Source organism: Vibrio cionasavignyae (assembly GCF_050337155.1).
GTDB lineage: Bacteria > Pseudomonadota > Gammaproteobacteria > Enterobacterales > Vibrionaceae > Vibrio > Vibrio nomapromontoriensis.
The window spans coordinates 17,665-32,270 of record NZ_JAKJSR010000039.1; the positions used below are offsets into that span (position 1 = coordinate 17,665).

Annotated in this window: 13 protein-coding genes and 1 pseudogene; 10 read left to right on the top strand and 4 right to left on the bottom strand. The window is 44.7% G+C overall.

The window, feature by feature from the left end:
- Positions 1–468: 468 nt before the first annotated feature.
- Entirely contained in the window at positions 469–1,125 is a 657-nt protein-coding gene (locus tag L4D74_RS24260; protein WP_428754959.1) for a LysE family translocator, read from the bottom strand.
- 17 nt (positions 1,126–1,142) lie between these two features.
- Positions 1,143–2,039: an EamA family transporter RarD gene (gene rarD / locus L4D74_RS24265; RefSeq protein ID WP_428754960.1), complete on the bottom strand. Its 897-nt coding sequence runs from the start codon at positions 2,037–2,039 to the stop codon at positions 1,143–1,145.
- 203 nt (positions 2,040–2,242) lie between these two features.
- On the opposite strand from rarD, the gene recQ reads away from it, so the two are divergent.
- The 3 genes from recQ (at position 2,243) to L4D74_RS24280 (ending at position 5,236) form a co-directional block, all read left to right on the top strand.
- Positions 2,243–4,078, top strand: coding sequence for an ATP-dependent DNA helicase RecQ (gene recQ, locus L4D74_RS24270; protein WP_428754961.1), 1,836 nt, complete (start codon positions 2,243–2,245; stop codon positions 4,076–4,078).
- Complete coding sequence (locus L4D74_RS24275; RefSeq protein ID WP_428754962.1) at positions 4,071–4,373, top strand: DUF3630 family protein; 303 nt, start codon at positions 4,071–4,073, stop codon at positions 4,371–4,373. Before recQ ends, L4D74_RS24275 begins: the two co-directional genes overlap by 8 nt.
- A 191-nt stretch (positions 4,374–4,564) precedes the next feature.
- Positions 4,565–5,236 carry a 7-cyano-7-deazaguanine/7-aminomethyl-7-deazaguanine transporter gene (locus L4D74_RS24280; protein WP_265677430.1) on the top strand — a complete coding sequence of 224 codons (672 nt, stop codon included), beginning with the start codon at positions 4,565–4,567 and terminating at the stop codon, positions 5,234–5,236.
- A gap of 60 nt (positions 5,237–5,296) precedes the next feature.
- On the opposite strand, the gene gppA is transcribed toward L4D74_RS24280, so the two are convergent.
- The gene (gene gppA, locus L4D74_RS24285) at positions 5,297–6,793 is read right to left on the bottom strand and encodes a guanosine-5'-triphosphate,3'-diphosphate diphosphatase (protein ID WP_428754963.1); all 1,497 of its coding nucleotides are present in this window, start codon (positions 6,791–6,793) and stop codon (positions 5,297–5,299) included.
- Between the two features lie 20 nt (positions 6,794–6,813).
- The gene (gene rhlB, locus L4D74_RS24290; RefSeq protein ID WP_428754964.1) at positions 6,814–8,109 is read right to left on the bottom strand and encodes an ATP-dependent RNA helicase RhlB; all 1,296 of its coding nucleotides are present in this window, start codon (positions 8,107–8,109) and stop codon (positions 6,814–6,816) included.
- A 108-nt stretch (positions 8,110–8,217) separates the two neighbouring features.
- Here rhlB and trxA point away from each other — a divergent pair, with 108 nt between their 5' ends.
- From trxA to fre, 7 genes and pseudogenes are all read left to right on the top strand, one after another.
- A complete protein-coding gene (gene trxA / locus L4D74_RS24295; protein WP_102469969.1) occupies positions 8,218–8,544 on the top strand; it encodes a thioredoxin TrxA in 327 nt (108 codons plus the stop codon).
- Between the two features lie 193 nt (positions 8,545–8,737).
- Entirely contained in the window at positions 8,738–9,997 is a 1,260-nt protein-coding gene (gene rho, locus L4D74_RS24300) for a transcription termination factor Rho (protein WP_428754970.1), read from the top strand.
- Between the two features lie 108 nt (positions 9,998–10,105).
- On the top strand, positions 10,106–11,104 hold the full coding sequence (locus tag L4D74_RS24305; RefSeq protein ID WP_428754965.1) for a hypothetical protein: 999 nt from the start codon (positions 10,106–10,108) through the stop codon (positions 11,102–11,104).
- A 100-nt stretch (positions 11,105–11,204) separates the two neighbouring features.
- A pseudogene (gene ubiD / locus L4D74_RS24310) lies at positions 11,205–12,594 on the top strand (4-hydroxy-3-polyprenylbenzoate decarboxylase); the annotation flags it as partial.
- 71 nt (positions 12,595–12,665) lie between these two features.
- The gene (locus L4D74_RS24315; RefSeq protein WP_428754971.1) at positions 12,666–13,070 is read left to right on the top strand and encodes a UbiD family decarboxylase; all 405 of its coding nucleotides are present in this window, start codon (positions 12,666–12,668) and stop codon (positions 13,068–13,070) included.
- Positions 13,067–13,339 carry a 2Fe-2S iron-sulfur cluster-binding protein gene (locus L4D74_RS24320; RefSeq protein WP_428754966.1) on the top strand — a complete coding sequence of 91 codons (273 nt, stop codon included), beginning with the start codon at positions 13,067–13,069 and terminating at the stop codon, positions 13,337–13,339. The genes L4D74_RS24315 and L4D74_RS24320 overlap by 4 nt, the downstream gene beginning before the upstream one ends.
- Before the next feature lie 12 nt (positions 13,340–13,351).
- On the top strand, positions 13,352–14,065 hold the full coding sequence (fre, locus tag L4D74_RS24325) for an NAD(P)H-flavin reductase (protein ID WP_428754967.1): 714 nt from the start codon (positions 13,352–13,354) through the stop codon (positions 14,063–14,065).
- Positions 14,066–14,606 lie beyond the last annotated feature (541 nt).

The window sequence follows — 14,606 nt, forward strand, 5'->3', positions numbered from 1 at the left end:
TGACCAGCCAACAGTCCTCGTTAGCGCGCTTCACTTGTTCCTTGAGCGGTGTCCCTGACATCATCCTGATGTTAAGTCCTTTCCTCATCCAGAGGTGTCCATTGTCTTTCCTTAGTAGTAACCATCCTAGTTACTATTGCGTCCATTCAATGTCCAATTCGCTTTCCTTGCCGACCATTCATCCTGAATAACCGTATCTTCTTCCTGAAGATGCCCAAATCCCTGAGCGTTTCCTGTTCCGTGTCAGCATCCTTCCGACACAGATAATATTAAACCAATTAGCCTTTAGAACAATCACCTGTTTAAGAAAATAAGCCACAGCTGAGTAATGTTATATTTTAATAAATTCATATTTTTCAGACCCTTAACTGCTGTTTGGGTTGAATGCTTGACGACGAAAGCGATAATGACCTACTGCTTTGTGAGAGATCTCGCACACGGTGGATGTCGAAAGGCGTAATTGTGAGATTAGAGTGAGACGGTCACTTGGTACAAGATGACGAGTCCAATGCCAGAAAATAGGAATCCACATAGTGAGTCTATATAAATAGAGACTGACAATAAGCGCTGTTGCAGCTTTTTAGTGGATAATGCCCAAGCTAAAAATGAGAACCAAACTAATGATAGAGCCCACAAAATAAGTAGAGCACTGATTTTTCCTGGTATCGACATAGTAGCGGGAACTAAGCTCGACATTAGGCTAATAAAAAAGACCAGCGCTTTCGGGTTGAGGATATTAGTGGTAAAGCCACGAGAAAAGGCTTGGCGACGATTAGCAAGCAACAGACGATCGTCTGTTTTGATTGCGTTAGGTTCATTTTTTGCAGCCCAGCGTGAAATAACCGAGCGTAACGCGCCAACGCCTAAGTACAAAAGATATAACCCACCTGCGCATTGTACTAAGGCAAATAACGTGGGATGTTGATGAATGATATAGCTCACGCCTGTTAGACTAAAGATGGAGTGGACTAAAATGCCAAACGAGAGCCCAAGCGCAATATAGAAACCGGTTTGTCGCCCATATTTGGTAGCGTTTTGAACCACAAGTGCAAAGTCTGGTCCTGGGCTCATTAAAGCGACAAAGTGTACCGTCGCCAAAGTCATTAAGATGGTAATTTCATTCATAGTTTAACAATCCAACTCTATTTCGCTTTTTTTGTGCCGTTTTTAAGCCCATCAATACTGAATACCAGCAGCGCCCCCCAAATAAACGCGAATGTGAGCGCTTTATCAGTGGAGAAGCTCTCACCATAAATGAGAACCGCGAGCATAAACATCAAGCTTGGGCCGATATATTGAAAGAAACCGAGTGTCGAGAGCTTTAAGCGAGTTGCCGCGCCAGTAAAGCACAGTAAGGGTAAGGTTGTGATGACACCCGCTGAAATCAGTAGGACGTTTAAACTTACGCTGTTATTGAACAGGTTTGAAGTGGCACTATCAGCAAATATTGCTAGGTAGATCGCAGCAACAGGAAGCAGTACTAAGGTCTCAATGAACAGCCCAGTTTGAGCGTCTAAATTGACTTTTTTTCGCAATAAACCGTAGAAACCAAAGCTTGTGGCTAATGCTAATGCCACAATCGGTACTGATCCGAAGACAAACAGCTGAATTAGTACACCGATGGTCGCAAGGCCAACAGCAAACCACTGTAGTTTTCGTAGTCGTTCTCCAAGAAATAACATACCAAGAATGACGTTAAACAAAGGGTTAATATAATAACCAAGGCTTGCATCAAGCATATGATTAGAATTTACCGCCCATATGAAAATTAACCAGTTGGTACCCACCAGTAGCGAAGTGGTTAACAAGAAGCCCATTTTTTTCTTGGATTTGAGTACATCGCGAACACCACGCCAGCGACGACCATAGTGCAATAATCCTGCGAGCAAAAAGAACGACCAAAGAACACGATGGCTCAATATCTCTAACGGCGACACCTCCCCTAAAGCTTTAAAGTAGATAGGGGCGATACCCCACATGGTATAGGCACCGACGGCAAGTAAAATGCCTTCTTTAGCGCGTTGTTGTTCTATGGACATGCAGTGATTCTCAGAAGCGTAGCCAATTTGGCCGAAAAAGGGGAAGTTGGCTAGTATAGCGCTTCGGCGGCTGAGGGACTAATTATTGTATGAATGATAGACGGTGGTTAATTAATTGACTGAGTGATTTCCAGTTTCATTCCCTTCTGAACCCCTCTACAATGTAGCGTCTTTTTGCCCTTCATTTATTGTCAGGATATTGCATGACTGCTGTGTTACTTGCTGAACAGCCCGAATCATTACCAAGTTCACAGTCTGTCCTTGAGTCGGTTTTTGGCTATCAAGATTTTCGACCAGGCCAACAAGAAGTCATTGATAACGCGATCGCGGGTGCGGATGGGTTGGTCATCATGCCAACAGGGGCGGGTAAATCCCTGTGTTATCAAATTCCAGCTTTAGTTCGCTCTGGTGTCACTATCGTGATTTCACCGCTGATTTCTTTGATGAAAGATCAGGTCGACCAACTAAAGGCTAATGGCGTTGCCGCGGAGTGTATTAACTCTACGATGAGCCGCGAGGCTCTCGTTGAAACTTATCGCCGAATGAATACCGGTCAGGCAAAGCTCGTCTATGTTTCTCCTGAACGTGTGCTTATGCGAGATTTTATCGAGCGTTTAGAACATATCGAACTGTCGATGATTGCGGTTGACGAGGCGCACTGTATATCGCAGTGGGGGCATGATTTTCGACCTGAGTATGCGTCATTAGGACAATTGAAAGAGTTATTTCCGTTTGTTCCCGTGATTGCGCTGACGGCTACCGCGGATGATGCGACTCGTAAAGATATTATTCAACGCTTAAGCCTCCAAGCCCCTCATGAGTACTTAGGCAGTTTCGACCGACCGAATATCCGTTATACGCTGGTGGAAAAACATAAGCCCGTGTCTCAAGTTGTTCGGTTCCTAGAAGAGAACAAGGGTGGTTGCGGCATCATTTATTGCGGTAGCCGTAAAAAAGTCGAAATGTTGACGGAAAAGCTGTGCAATAACCATGTCCGTGCTGCCAGTTATCATGCAGGGATTGATGCTGATGAGCGCGCCTATGTCCAAGAGGCGTTTCAGCGCGACGATATTCAAATAGTGGTGGCCACTGTCGCTTTTGGTATGGGCATCAATAAACCGAACGTGCGATTTGTCGTCCATTTTGATATTCCGCGCAACATCGAGTCTTACTATCAAGAGACTGGGCGAGCTGGTCGTGATGGACTGCCAGCGGAAGCTATGATGTTGTATGACCCTGCGGACATGGGTTGGCTTCGCCGTATGTTGGATGAAAAAGATGAAGGTCCTCAAAAGCAAGTCGAGAGTCATAAGCTGAACGCAATGAGTGCATTTGCTGAAGCGCAAACCTGCAGACGCCAAGTACTGCTCAATTATTTTGGTGAGTATCGGGAGGAACCTTGCGGTAACTGCGATATCTGCCTTGATCCACCGAAGCGTTTTGATGCAACCGAGCAAGCACAAAAAGCGTTATCCTGTGTTTATCGAGTGAACCAAAGTTTTGGTATTGGCTATGTCGTTGAAGTATTACGAGGGATGGCGAACATTCGAGTTCGAGAGCATGGTCATGACAAATTAACCACGTATGGCATTGGCCGCGATCATAGCCATGATTACTGGGTCAGTATTTTTAGGCAACTGATTCATAAAGGCCTACTGAATCAAAATATCACGCGAAATTCGACATTGCAGCTGACTGAAGAGGCGCGTCCGGTGCTGCGCGGTGAGATGCCATTAGAGCTGGCGGTCCCTCGTTTGGATACCGCAGCAAGAAGTGCGAAATCAGAAAAACTGGTGTCGAAGCATTATGATAAGAAGCTGTTCGCGAAATTAAGAAAGCTAAGGAAGTCGATTGCCGATGAAGATGGCTTGCCACCTTACGTGGTCTTTAGTGACGCTACTTTAATCGATATGGCTGAAATCCTACCCACCTCTTACGGTGAAATGTTGGCGGTGAATGGGGTGGGTGAGCGTAAATTAGATAAATACGCCGACCCATTTTTAGACTTAATTCAGGAGCACCTGACCAACCATGGCTGATTTCGGTTTACGTGAATACATGCGAGAGCAGGGTAAATTGCTCGTTGTCACACCTTCATTTGATTTCGATAGCTTTGACGAGTTAGCAGAGAAGCTTGTGCGGTCCTTATCTGCACAAGTTATCGAAAAACAATGGGATGCTGATATTCACACCTGGCTCATTGATTTTGAAGGCTGTCGATTATTGCTAAAAGGAGAGCATTACAGCGAATCTATGTGGTTTGAAGCGTTAGATAAAACGAGTTCGATAGAAGAGTTGGATTTTCTTGCCACACTATTTAAGCAGGGCTTTTAGCGAATTCAGAGCTTCAATTAGGCTATTTTACGGGTAAACGTTTGCCTTTATCGCGTCTATTGCACCCTTAATTGATTAATGTATAATCGCCCGCCGCGAATCGGTGGAAACATCGATATTTTATTTCTGTCATTAGAGACGCTGTCTCACTTGGGTTCCCTCCACCCCAAGCAAAACGAAAAAGGTACAATATGAATCATTTTTCCCCTGCGCAACAGCGCAAAGCATTAACGCTTCTTGTTTTATTTCACCTTGTCATTATTGCGTCCAGTAACTATTTGGTCCAATTGCCATTCACTGTTTTTGGCTTTCATACGACCTGGGGTGCCTTTACCTTCCCGTTTATTTTTCTAGCGACTGATCTCACCGTTCGAATATTTGGCGCAGGAATGGCACGGAAAATCATCTTTCTGGTGATGTTACCAGCCTTAGCGGTGTCATACGGATTGTCGGTACTCTTTTTTGAGGGGCAGTTTCAAGGCTTGGGTCAGTTGAGTGAATTCAACTTGTTTGTCGCGCGCATAGCTGCCGCGAGTTTTATGGCGTATTTGCTAGGACAAATCTTGGATGTCCATGTCTTTAATCGACTGCGTCAGATGAAACAGTGGTGGGTTGCCCCGACATGTTCAACTCTATTTGGTAATGCGCTTGATACGTTGGCATTCTTCGCGATTGCCTTTTACCAAAGCCCTGATCCGTTTATGGCAGAGCACTGGACAGAAATTGCTTTGGTCGATTATGGCTTTAAGTTAATCATCAGTTTGGGGCTATTTGTGCCGATGTATGGTGTGTTACTTAATTTCTTAGTCAAGAAGCTGACGGCCAATGACGCTGAATTTAAGATGTCTGGGGTGAAAGCATAGATATAAAAAAACCGAACGAAAGTTCGGTTTTTTTTGGTTCGTTGTTTACTAATAGGAGCGTTAAACGGCCTTGATGAACAATGGCCAGCCTAAGTCAGATTGTCTATTTGACTCTATTTCAAGCTCTGCTGCGGTGAGTGGATTGTGTTCAAGCCACTGTTTATCTAGCGTAAGTGTGAGGTGGTCTCGATTACTCTCTAGCGTGACATTAGGTTGCAAATCACGTTGTCGCCTATGGGTAATAATGACCGCGAGGCGCAGCAAGCGTAGAGCTCGTGTCGCACTCTCTGCTGATATAGCATGCTGTGGTGGTAGTGGACTTAATTGGTCTTTATAACGTCGGATCACTTCGGCCAAAAAGTGCTTTTGCGCTCGTGTATAGCCGGGGAGATCGATGTTTTTGAGTAGGTAAGCGCCATGTTCACCGGCTTTTTTAAAATCGAGAGTAAGACCGATTTCATGCAGTTTTGCTGCGGTTGTTAGCAGTGCTTCTCCGTGCGGCTCGCGGATACAATTGTCACCACCACAAGCATTGAGAAGCTGTAGTGCCGTTGTTGCTACCTGTTCACCATAAGCCACATCGAGTTGGCAGCGAGACTGCACACTGTTAATGGTACGCGCTCGAATATCATCTTGTTGAAGCTCAGACACCATGTCGTAAACCATGCCTTCACGCAGTGCACCGCCAGCTAATGTCATATACTCCAGCTCGAGTAGCTCAAAGATGGCGATGAGAATGGATAGTCCACTAGGGAACACCAAAGCGCGTTCTAGCGTCAGCCCTTCAATGTCTAGCTCTTCTAGGTGATCAGCTTGCATGGCTTGCTTTTGTAAGCGTTTGAGCTTGGCATGCGTGATGACTTCATCCATCCCCTGTGCCAGCATGATTTCTTGTAGCGCTTGTACGGTACCACTTGCACCAACACAGGTATCCCAACCAATTTGTTGGTATTGTCCGAGGATAGGTGCAAGCGTGTCTTTCGCTGCACTGATCGCACAGTCGAAATTTTTCTTGTTTAATTGGCGGTCTTTAAAGTGACGTTCAAGCCAAGTTACACAGCCCATTTTTAAGCTGGTTAACGCTTTAGGTTGGAAGCCCTCACCGATGATAAGTTCAGTACTGGCACCGCCAATATCAACAACTAGCCGACGACCTGTTCCACCAGACGTGTGAGCCACACCTTTGTATATCGTTGCCGCTTCTTCTTCACCTGAAATCACCTGAATCGGATAGCCAAGAATATCATTGGCTTTATCGAGGAAAATATCGACATTGGTCGCGGTTCTAAGCGTAGCAGTACCAACAATACGGATATTTTCTTTAGGGATATCTTGTAGCCTCTCAGCGAAGAGGCTAAGGCAATCCCATCCACGTTGCATGGCTTCTGGGCTTAACGCCATGGTGTCATTCAACCCAGCTGCAAGGCGAACCTTGCGCTTTATTTTTGCCATGGTTTGAATGCTGCCGTCGATGTGCCGAACCACTAACATGTGGAAGCTGTTCGACCCTAAATCAATCGCGGCATAAAGAGGCGAAGAATTAACTGCGTGACTCATAAAATGTGGCTATGTCCTTATTAAGAGCGTGGCGCTCTTGGTCTTCTTTGAGGCTTACGGTTTGACTGTCTAGAACCACCAGTGTTGGTACGACGTTGACCAGAGTTACGAGGTCTCATCGTTGTCAAAGGCGCCGGTAGATCGGTCAATAGTGCTGTTGAGTCATAATCTGATACTGGGATTGAGTGTTCAATGTACTCTTCAATCGCTGGTAGATTAATAGCATAGTCTTCACACGCAAAGCTAATGGAGTGTCCACTCGCGCCTGCACGACCAGTACGACCAATGCGGTGAACGTAATCTTCGCAGTCGTCAGGTAGGTCAAAGTTGAAAACGTGTGTGACTTGTGGAATGTGTAACCCACGCGCAGCAACATCCGTTGCTACCAGAATATCAACGTCACCTTGGGTAAATTGTTCCAAGATTTTTTCACGTTTCTTCTGTGGTACATCACCCGTCAATAAACCAACGCGGTGACCGTCGGCAGCGAGGTGGCCCCAAACTTTGTCACACTTGTGCTTAGTGTTGGCAAAAACAATGGCACGATCTGGCCAGTCATTTTCAATCAACGTCTGTAGCAGAGTCATCTTTTCAGTGTTTGATGGGTAGAAAAGTTCTTCTTGAATTCGATGACCTGTTTTTTGTTCAGGTTCAACAACCACATGCTCTGGGTTGTGCATATGCTCGAAAGCTAACTCTTGAACGCGATAAGACAACGTTGCTGAAAACAGCATGTTCAGACGATCTTTTGGCTCCGGCATACGACGGAATAAAAAGCGAATGTCTTTAATAAAGCCCAAATCAAACATGCGATCAGCTTCGTCTAGAACGACGGCTTGGATGTTATTTAGGTTAAATACGCGCTGTTTGTAAAAGTCGATAATACGACCACAAGTACCGATGAGGATATCGACACCTTGTTCAAACTGAGCAAGTTGCTTATCGTAGCTATCGCCACCGTAAGCTAATGCTGTCTTTAGCCCAGTACTCTCGATAAGTGGTTTAGCGTCATTGTGGATCTGAATCGCTAATTCACGGGTCGGAGCCATAATAATCGCACGAGGCTGGTTAGCCGTACGACCGTCATGTTCAGGGGTGACGAGTAAGTGGTTAAAAGTAGCAGCGAGAAACGCGAGCGTTTTTCCAGTCCCTGTTTGGGCTTGGCCTGCAATATCTTGGCCGGTGAGCAGTACCGGCAACGCCAAGGCTTGGATAGGGGTACAGAATTCGAACCCTTTTTTTCCTAGCCCTTCAATGATTTGCGGTTGTAAATCCAAATCGGCGAATTTTTGCTCTGTGATATGCGTCTTTTTCATCGGCACAGAATATCAGCTTAAGCTTGCAATACGAAGTTAAATACTTTCCAATAGGAGAACTAATTGTTGGTGATTATCTCATCAACACGAAAAATATCGGAGTGAAAGATGAGTGAAAAGATTTTGCAGCTGACTGATGACGGTTTTGAAACTGACGTGATTAATGCTGCAGGCCCGGTTCTTGTTGACTTCTGGGCAGAGTGGTGTGGTCCTTGTAAAATGATTGCTCCTATTCTGGATGAAATCTCAACGGAGTACGAAGGCAAGCTCACTATCGGCAAACTTAACATTGACCAAAATGCAGGTACGCCACCAAAATTCGGTATTCGCGGTATCCCAACACTACTTTTATTTAAAGATGGTGCGGTTGCTGCGACGAAAGTCGGCGCATTATCAAAAACTCAATTGAAAGAGTTTTTGGACGCAAACTTATAATGATAAGTAACGAAAGCCGTGTATCTTAACAAATACGCGGTTTTGTTTTTCCCAAAGCTAGACTAGAATGACTTTTAGTGCTAATTTATCGCACGTTAATTAAACAAACGTTCACTTCTTGGTCGTTCCTGAGACCAAATCCATCTTAAATAAGAAAATAGATCCTATTTTGACTAAACAAACATCCACCACAATGAATTTAACAGAATTAAAGAACAGACCTGTTTCTGAGCTCGTCAAGCTTGGCGAATCATTAGGCCTAGAAAACTTGGCTCGTTTGCGTAAGCAAGACATTATTTTCGCCATCTTAAAAGCGCATGCGAAAAGTGGTGAAGATATCTTTGGCGACGGGGTTCTAGAAATTCTTCAAGACGGGTTTGGCTTCCTGCGTAGCGCAGACAGCTCGTATCTAGCTGGTCCCGATGACATTTATGTCTCTCCAAGTCAGATTCGCCGCTTCAACTTACGTACGGGCGACTCTATTGCCGGTAAGATTCGTCCGCCAAAAGACGGTGAACGTTACTTCGCATTATTGAAGGTTAATACGGTTAACCATGATAAGCCGGATAATGCGCGTAATAAGATTCTGTTTGAAAACCTCACGCCTCTACACGCTAATGAGCGTATGGTTATGGAGCGCGGTAATGGTGCAACTGAAGATATTACCGCTCGTATTCTGGATCTAGCTTCTCCAATTGGTAAAGGCCAGCGTGGTCTGATTGTTGCTCCGCCAAAAGCGGGTAAGACAATGCTGCTGCAAAATATTGCACAAAGCATTGCGCACAACCACCCAGATTGTGAGTTGATGGTTCTACTTATCGATGAACGTCCAGAAGAAGTAACCGAGATGCAGCGCCTAGTAAAAGGTGAAGTCGTCGCGTCAACATTTGATGAGCCAGCTTCTCGTCACGTTCAGGTCGCTGAAATGGTGATTGAAAAGGCGAAGCGTCTTGTCGAGCACAAGAAAGACGTAGTTATCTTACTTGACTCTATCACACGTCTCGCTCGAGCATACAACACCGTGGTTCCTTCATCTGGTAAGGTACTGACAGGTGGTGTCGATGCCAATGCTCTACATCGTCCTAAGCGCTTCTTTGGTGCGGCTCGTAATGTAGAAGAAGGCGGTAGCTTAACGATCATCGCAACAGCGCTAGTTGATACTGGTTCTAAAATGGATGAAGTTATCTACGAAGAGTTTAAAGGTACAGGTAACATGGAACTGCACCTAAACCGTAAGATTGCTGAAAAGCGTGTCTTCCCTGCGATTGACTTTAATCGTTCAGGTACTCGTCGTGAAGAGCTTCTGACTAAGACTGATGAGCTACAGAAAATGTGGATTCTTCGTAAGATTGTTCATCCAATGGGCGAGATCGATGCAATGGAATTCCTTATCGACAAGCTTGCGATGACCAAGACGAATAATGAGTTCTTTGATGCAATGCGTCGTCAATAATTGACAGCATTTCTCAATTTTAAAACGCCACCCTTTTAGGGTGGCGTTTTTGTTTGCACTTCTTTTGTTTCGAGCGCACAATCAAAGGAGTGTTAACAGGAGGTTAAAATGCTACAAGGATGGTTAGCATCGTTTCTCCTCAGCTTTACTGTTGTGATTATGTCACCAGCAGTGGCATCCAAGGAGATGGCGAAAGAAGAAGTGAATCACTGGCTCAACAGTGAACAAGTACAACTCAAGGTTTCTGAGTTTATCCGGTTGGTCGAAAAAGATGATATAGACAGTCTTAAGTTTTCTATTAATCGGTTGGCTTTGCCGCAACAAGAGGTTGCGCGTTTCTTATTGCTGCAAAAGATTGAGCAACGCAACATCATACTGACATCTAAAATGGCCATCTTTGTCCGAGGCCAGCAATCGCTTCCCCCTACCTATACAGTTCTTGAACGAGGGGAGGGGTATGAATTTTCGGTGCCAGCATTCAATTATCCTGCGATTTCCTCACGATTGATAAAGCAATGGCAAAACGATCAAAAAACCTTGGACTTCATTCTGCTCACAGAAAGTGGGCAGCTGAACCTGCGAGAGTGGCTTTCTGAGGGAAGTGACTACGATAACCAAAATCGTGAAAGCGTGTTAGTGAATGAGTTTGATAGCTTGTCTCCTAAAGGAAGTGACTTTTTAATTGGCCAATTGACGAACGCCACAGTCACCGAGTGGCTACCTTCAACGAGGGTGCTAGTGAGAATGGCTCAAGTGAGTGAAGATAAGCAGCTGTATGAATTGTTGTGGAAAATGCGAGCTGATCATAATAGCCAAGCAGAGCTAGAGCGTTTAGCTGAATTAGATACGCCGTTTTCGCAGCAGCAAATTATGCTTGCAGCAATGAATCCCAGCCTAAAAAATCAAGCGCTATCTGAGTTAGCGCAAATCAACCCACTTCCTGATGAGGTAAAGCAGTTTCTGGTTTCTAGGATGACGACTTCAGATGATGCATCATTTGTTGCTCAGCAGTTAGCTCAATATGGGCATAGTGGTTGGGTGCGAGATGTCGTCTCGACAAACAATGATGTTAAAGAAAACTTGATACTACGAGCTCTGTCTAATTGAGGTAGCCTTGCGGTGGTCGCCATCATTTTTGCTGCAAACTTCGCCAACTGGCGAAGTTTGCGTATATAATGCCTGCATCTTTCAAGGCGATGTATACCCTATGAATTTTAAGGATTTACGAGATTTTATCGATCATCTAGAGAGTAAGCAGCTATTGAAGCGTATTACTCACCCTGTTGACCCGCATTACGAAATGACAGAGATCAGTGATCGTACTTTGCGCGCTGGTGGACCAGCTTTGTTATTCGAAAACCCGATCGGGTACGATATGCCTGTATTGACGAACCTATTTGGTACGTCTGAGCGAGTAGCCATCGGTATGGGCAGGCAAGAGGTCAAAGAACTACGCGAAGTCGGTAAGTTGTTGGCGTATTTAAAAGAGCCGGAGCCACCTAAAGGGTTTAAAGACGCTTTGGATAAACTGCCAGTCTTTCGACAAGTACTCAATATGCCAGTTAAGCGCTTAAAGAGAGCGGCGTGCCAGCAGGTCGTCTGGCAGGGCGATCAAGTCGATTTAGACAAGATACCGGTAATGAGTTGCTGGCAAGATGACGTCGCTCCATTATTAACTTGGGGGCTGACCGTTACCAAAGGTCCGAACAAAAACCGTCAAAATCTTGGTATCTACCGCCAACAAAAATTAACTAAGAATAAAGTCATTATGCGTTGGTTAGCACACCGAGGCGGCGCGCTCGATCTTCGTGATTGGATGGAAACCCACCCGGGCAAACCTTTTCCGGTTTCAGTCGCTTTTGGTGCCGACCCAGCAACGATCTTGGGGGCAGTGACCCCTGTTCCGGATACGTTATCGGAATATGCATTCGCAGGGTTGTTGCGGGGAGAGAAAACAGAAGTTGTAAAATCAGTTAGCAATGGGCTTGAAGTTCCAGCCAGTGCTGAGATTGTCCTCGAAGGGTATATTGACCCGAACGAATTTGCGGATGAAGGTCCATATGGTGATCATACTGGTTACTATAATGAGGTCGAAAAGCACCATGTCTTTACTATCACGCATATAACGATGAGAAAAGACCCTATCTACCACAGCACTTATACAGGACGCCCACCTGATGAACCCGCTGTGCTTGGTGTCGCACTGAATGAAGTGTTTGTCCCTATCTTGCAAAAGCAGTTCCCTGAAATTGTTGATTTCTATTTGCCACCTGAAGGTTGTTCTTATCGAATGGCAGTGGTGACGATGAAGAAGCAATATCCAGGTCATGCTAAGAGAGTCATGATGGGAGTATGGTCTTTCTTACGTCAATTCATGTACACCAAGTTTGTTGTGGTCTGCGATGAAAGTGTCAACGCTCGAGATTGGGACGATGTGGTTCAAGCCATGAATGCACATATGGACCCGGTAGGCGATACGTTATTTATCGATACCACTCCTATTGATTCCTTAGACTTTGCATCACCCGTGGTCGGCTTGGGCTCTAAAATGGGCCTTGATGCGACGACAAAGTGGGATGCGGAACTCGCGTTAAGAATAGCGAAGCAAGAAAAACATGGCGCGTATCAGCAGGTAGGTCGCTCTGACGATCAAGATTATAGCCAACAAGTGAAATCTCAGCTTCCAGAGGTTCTGGACTTTTACCTCGTGCCTGGAGCGGGGACTAATCGTATGGGAATTGTCATCGTTGATAAACAAAAGCCAGATCAGGCCGTAGCGGTTATGAAGCAGATTTGGGCGTTATTGCAGCCTAGCATTAATGTTCAGTTTCTCATTGCGTGCGATGGTGATGTGAATGCTCGTGATTGGAATGATGTCATTTGGGCGATTACCACCAGAATGGATCCTGCACGTGATACGTTAATGATTGACGAGAATGGTTCGAGAGTTGGGTTTGATGCTACCAATAAAATAGGTCATGAAACGTTGCGTGAATGGGGAGTTCCAATTAAGAAAAACCCAGAAGTTGTCGAAAAAATTGACCAAATATGGGATGAATTAGATATCCTATGAGTCATAAAGTAACATTGTTGCCACAAAATATAGAGTTTATCGTAGCAAATGGGCAAACGGTATTAGATGCAGCGCTCAACCAAGATGTTGCATTTCCACATCGTTGCAAGGTTGGAGCTTGTGCCTCCTGCTTATGTCGAATAACTAGAGGGCAAGTCAGTTACGACCTTGAACCCATGTTAACCGAAAATGAAAAACAGCAAGGTTGGATGTTCTCCTGCCTTGCTCATACTGAAAGTGATTTAGTCATTACTTTTGGCGAAGAATAAAAGAGATAAAACATGACAATAAAATGTAAAGTAAAGTCCATAGAGCCTTTAGCCTCAAATACCTACCAGATTCTGTTGCACCCAGAGACGCCGGTAAACTTTAAAGCGGGTCAGTATTTAATGGTTGAGATGGGGGAGTCAGATAAACGTCCATTCTCTATTGCAAGCAGTCCTTGTCGGCATGAAGGCGAAATCGAACTTCACATTGGTGCTGCTGAGCATAATGCGTACGCTATCGAAGTTGTTGATGCAATGAAGAGAGCTTTGGAAACCAATGGCGACATTAATATTGATGCACCACATGGTGAGGCTTGGATTCGCGAAGCCAGTCAACGCCCTATGTTATTGATCGCTGGGGGTACAGGTTTCAGCTACGTGCGTTCAATTCTCGATCACTGCATCAGTCAAAGTATCATCCAGCCAATCTATCTCTACTGGGGAGGCCGTGATGAGAAGCAACTCTATGCTAAAGAAGAGCTAGTCGCCATTGCCAGTCAGCACGCGCATATTCAGTTCATTCCTGTTATTGAGCACGCAGACGGTAATTGGAGTGGCAAGCAAGGAAATGTGCTGCAAGCGGTTAGTGATGACTTTGAGTCATTAGAAAATTTTGATATCTATATAGCGGGTCGCTTTGAAATGGCGGGTGCAGCACGTGATCAGTTCACTCAAAACAAGCAAGTGACACCAGAACATATGTACTCTGATGCATTCGCTTTTATCTAAATCTTAATAAAATGATGCAAAAAGGAGAGTTTTTATACTCTCCTTTTGTTTTTCTGCTGTTCTTTTCATCAAAAGAACGTTTTTTCTAAAAAAAATCAAATTAGGGGTTGCGTACGAGTTCAATCTGCCTATAATGCGCAACTCCAGACGGGAAGGCAGCAAAGCAAGAGCCAGACTGGCCTGGAAGGGAATGAGCCAAAACGAAATAGTTTGAAAAAGTGTTTGACACGACAAGTTATTTAGATAAAATGGCCGCCCACTTCGACAGAGAGCTGAAAGGCTTAAAAACGAAAGTTTAGTTGCTCGAAGTTATGTTCTTTAACAATTTAGACCTATATCAATCTGTGTGGACACTTGTTGATGATAATCATTATGTTTACTTCTGCTTTGAGCAGAGATAAACAACTTCTTCGGAAGTAAAATGGTTTTCAATGAACACGTGACCTAAGGGTAGTAAGTTCGCTTACTGTCACACAGTCAAAATTCATTATCGTTCTGTTGGAACGATAATAGCTTTAAAATTACTTCTTACTTTTTAAGT

Excerpts from the sequence above, each read along its gene's own strand:
- L4D74_RS24260 (WP_428754959.1), bottom strand. The coding sequence starts at position 1,125 with ATGAATGAAATTACCATCTTAATGACTTTGGCGACGGTACACTTTGTC.
- rarD (WP_428754960.1), bottom strand. The coding sequence starts at position 2,039 with ATGTCCATAGAACAACAACGCGCTAAAGAAGGCATTTTACTTGCCGTC.
- recQ (WP_428754961.1), top strand. The coding sequence starts at position 2,243 with ATGACTGCTGTGTTACTTGCTGAACAGCCCGAATCATTACCAAGTTCA.
- L4D74_RS24275 (WP_428754962.1), top strand. The coding sequence starts at position 4,071 with ATGGCTGATTTCGGTTTACGTGAATACATGCGAGAGCAGGGTAAATTG.
- L4D74_RS24280 (WP_265677430.1), top strand. The coding sequence starts at position 4,565 with ATGAATCATTTTTCCCCTGCGCAACAGCGCAAAGCATTAACGCTTCTT.
- gppA (WP_428754963.1), bottom strand. The coding sequence starts at position 6,793 with ATGAGTCACGCAGTTAATTCTTCGCCTCTTTATGCCGCGATTGATTTA.
- rhlB (WP_428754964.1), bottom strand. The coding sequence starts at position 8,109 with ATGAAAAAGACGCATATCACAGAGCAAAAATTCGCCGATTTGGATTTA.
- trxA (WP_102469969.1), top strand. The coding sequence starts at position 8,218 with ATGAGTGAAAAGATTTTGCAGCTGACTGATGACGGTTTTGAAACTGAC.
- rho (WP_428754970.1), top strand. The coding sequence starts at position 8,738 with ATGAATTTAACAGAATTAAAGAACAGACCTGTTTCTGAGCTCGTCAAG.
- L4D74_RS24305 (WP_428754965.1), top strand. The coding sequence starts at position 10,106 with ATGCTACAAGGATGGTTAGCATCGTTTCTCCTCAGCTTTACTGTTGTG.
- L4D74_RS24320 (WP_428754966.1), top strand. The coding sequence starts at position 13,067 with ATGAGTCATAAAGTAACATTGTTGCCACAAAATATAGAGTTTATCGTA.
- fre (WP_428754967.1), top strand. The coding sequence starts at position 13,352 with ATGACAATAAAATGTAAAGTAAAGTCCATAGAGCCTTTAGCCTCAAAT.